The 269-nt window shown below is 56.5% G+C and carries 1 protein-coding gene; it reads left to right on the top strand.

Annotated features, from left to right (window positions below; translation table 11 throughout):
• Positions 1-41: 41 nt before the first annotated feature.
• On the top strand, positions 42-269 hold a 228-nt coding region (locus tag RC73_RS21170; RefSeq protein WP_235370000.1), incomplete at its 3' end, for a hypothetical protein.

Below are 269 nucleotides of genomic sequence, written 5' to 3'. Positions count from 1 at the left end.
TTCGACGGTCACAGTCCCGCCTATGCCTGGAAAATAGGCGTATGTCTGCAAACTCTTCAGATATTTCAAACTACTCCATTCTCACAGAATGCACCGGCTCCCGCTCGAAGCGGCCGCAGGGCGTTGATGACAATCGCGTAGCTGAGGGCGAATGCTCGCCAGTGGCGAGTGTGTTTATGAGCGCGAGCCAAGGAAGGCGAACTGGCCTTTATCCATGGAAGGATCTGGATGCCGAAGCAGCGCCAGTCGAATCAGGGGCGAGTGTCGCC

Source organism: Shewanella sp. ECSMB14102 (assembly GCF_000813075.1).
Lineage (GTDB): Bacteria > Pseudomonadota > Gammaproteobacteria > Enterobacterales > Shewanellaceae > Shewanella > Shewanella indica.
This window is presented reverse-complemented; position numbering and strand designations above follow the sequence as displayed.